At 46.0% G+C, this 2,265-nt stretch carries 3 protein-coding genes; all 3 read right to left on the bottom strand.

The window, feature by feature from the left end; translation table 11 throughout:
• Positions 1-88: 88 nt before the first annotated feature.
• Entirely contained in the window at positions 89-832 is a 744-nt protein-coding gene (locus tag IQ242_RS22950) for a DUF1995 family protein (RefSeq protein ID WP_193961538.1), read from the bottom strand.
• A 562-nt stretch (positions 833-1,394) separates the two neighbouring features.
• A complete protein-coding gene (locus IQ242_RS22955; RefSeq protein ID WP_193961539.1) occupies positions 1,395-1,667 on the bottom strand; it encodes a hypothetical protein in 273 nt (90 codons plus the stop codon).
• A 5-nt stretch (positions 1,668-1,672) separates the two neighbouring features.
• Positions 1,673-2,265, bottom strand: a 593-nt coding sequence (locus IQ242_RS22960) for a hypothetical protein (RefSeq protein WP_193961540.1), incomplete at its 5' end; no start/stop codon positions are given.

Genomic DNA, 2,265 nt, shown 5'->3' on the forward strand with positions numbered 1-2,265 from the left:
ATCGAGGTCAATCTGTCAAAGTAAGGAATTTCTAACAGCAATGGGGAAAGAATCCCGCGCCACAGCGTAGCTTGACGGGGGGAGTATGTCACTGTTGTAATGCTTTTAAGAAGCGTCCCATAGTGGCAAATAAACCCGACTTTTTGGCTTTGTTAGCAGGATTAGAACTATCCTTAGGATTATTACTAGAAGCTTTCAGAATCAGATTTTCTAACGCTTCGCCCATGGGTGTAGTGGATTGTTCGGAAATTAAATCGTAACCGTCTTCTTTTTCGAGCCAAACTTGCCACAAGGAAGGATAGGAACGATAAACGATCGCTGATTCCAAGGGACGAAAATAATAACAACTTTCTAGGGTACTTAAAAATCTTTCTCGCAATTGTCGGGCTGCGTAACCGATACCCACCACCGATACATCTTCTAATTGAGGAATTAGAAGAACCACGGGGCGATCTTCGGCAAGGTAACAGAGTTTTTCTACGGAATTAATCTCAACCGAGGAGGGACAAACAACTAAAAAAGCTTCATCTTCGGGCTTAATTTTGTTTTCGACGGGAATAAAACGACTACCTAAATCTCCCAGTTGAAAAACTGTTTCTCCCCAATCCCGTCGAGCTAACATGGCGGCCCCGGTATCGGGAAAAATCACCCTTAAACCAGAACCATAACTGTCAAAAAGAGAGGTAAAATCAAGGGCTAAAGCTTGTGCTTGTAGAGCAATTTCTGGGATAACTAATTCCACTTGTACGCGTCTAGCACCCGATTCTAGAGCCAGTTGGGTGGCAGCTTTCGCTTGCAGGATTGTTTCTTCTAGGGAATTGGGTAGGGTCATTTCAGTTATCAGTGAGCAGTTATCAGTTATCAGTGAGCAGTTATCAGTTATCAGTGAGCAGTTATCAGTTATCAGTTAGCAGTTATCAGTGATTACCTCTGGTCGTCGGGGGATTAAAATCAGAAAGATTTTAATTTTTATAAAAGGTAGGGTTGATTCATGAATGAACCCTACCCTTAATAAGGGGGGCATCTGAAAGTTTGTTTTTAATACCTACCTACTTAGGGCTTGCTGAATAAATGTGAAATGTAGGCAAGGTAAGGGTTTTATGGCTTTTCTCGTGAAACAGGTGCAAGATTTTGAGAGAATCGTGCTTCAAAACCTTGGGTCTTCATCGGCCCGCGTCCTGTAGGGGCGAAGCATTCGGGCAATAACCTATCGGTGAAACCGTAGATTTTCTATCCGAATGCTTCGCCCGTACTTTTTGCCGCAAACCCTACTTAAGTTTAGATGAAGTGTGACGGGATTTGGCATCATCCCCAGCATTAAGATAAATCCTATAAAATACCTTTAGTTTTTAAGAAGAAAGTCGTTAATCGGGGAAAAGGTGAGGAGAGAAAGCTTAGGAAAGCTGATAGGGGCCGTGACGTTGGGCATAATAATCGAGAATTGCCGTGACCAGAGTGCGATCGCTTTCCTGAAAAGTCTCGGTATAGTTAATTTCCAAACTACCGATCTGACTTTGATGATAATCGAATTGTTGGAACTGCTGGGGAGTGAGATGGGTTTCGACCCCCTGAACCTGTTGTAAATGGCTGGCTAATTCTCGATAGATAGCCAAGGGCATTCGCGGATAAATAATGGTTTGTTTTTGTTGAATAGCAATCGATCGCACGGGTTTTATTCTCCTGATTCGGAAATATTATAGCTGATCGAGGCTTGCGGTGCGGCTGGTTCGGGTACACCATCCCCTAAACGACGGGTAATAGTTTGACCGCGTTGTTGTAGAACAATATAGGGGTTATCGGGATCGGTGTTGATCGCTTTAACTAAAATTAAACCATTAGAGAGGGTAGAACCGGGAATAACTCGACGTTCCGTGGCTTCTCCGGGGGCTTTCACGATCGCCATAGGAGTGGTAGGTAACTGGACGATGCCCGATACTTGCACTTCTTCCGCTTCCGTCGGTTGCGGTGGTGGTGGCGGTGCTTTCACTATCGGTCGTCTGGGGGTGGGACGATTGCCCATTGCTGCGGGTGCGGGTCTGGCTGTGGTGGCCGCCAGAGTCCCAGCCGGGGGTTTTTCCGCCACTGTAATTGTAATATTTGGTTGTAGGGGAAAGGGAGCAAAGGGATCGCTGCGACCGCGATTAATTTCTGCGCGTTTTTGGTCGGGATCGGTAGCAGGAATCAATCCCGCTACCCTTAGGGGGGTTGGTTCGGTAGCTGGTTGTACAGCACCGCTAAAGGCGGGTGGTTGGGCAGCCGGGGGAC

Origin of the sequence: Microcystis sp. LEGE 08355 (assembly GCF_015207185.1) — a bacterium.
Lineage (GTDB): Bacteria > Cyanobacteriota > Cyanobacteriia > Cyanobacteriales > Microcystaceae > Microcystis > Microcystis panniformis.

Coding starts and splice junctions, on each gene's coding strand:
- IQ242_RS22950 (WP_193961538.1), bottom strand. CDS start 832: ATGACCCTACCCAATTCCCTAGAAGAAACAATCCTGCAAGCGAAAGCT.